The organism is Actinoplanes sp. DH11, assembly GCF_020873875.1.
GTDB lineage: Bacteria > Actinomycetota > Actinomycetes > Mycobacteriales > Micromonosporaceae > Actinoplanes.
On the sequence record NZ_JAHWGU010000222.1, the window covers coordinates 1 to 255 of the forward strand.

General features: G+C 54.5%; 1 rRNA gene. It reads right to left on the reverse strand.

What is annotated here, in order from left to right:
• Positions 1-255 (reverse strand): 23S ribosomal RNA (locus LPA41_RS41525); the annotation flags it as partial.

Genomic DNA, 255 nt, shown 5'->3' on the forward strand with positions numbered 1-255 from the left:
CCCTAACCACAGGTCATCCCCCAACTTTTCAACGTTGGTGGGTTCGGTCCTCCACGTAGTCTTACCCACGCTTCAACCTGCCCATGGCTAGATCACTCCGCTTCGGGTCTAGAACATGCGACTAAAAACGCCCTATTCAGACTCGCTTTCGCTACGGCTACCCCACACGGGTTAACCTCGCCACATGCCACTAACTCGCAGGCTCATTCTTCAAAAGGCACGCCATCACCCCTAAAGGCTCTGACGGATTGTAGG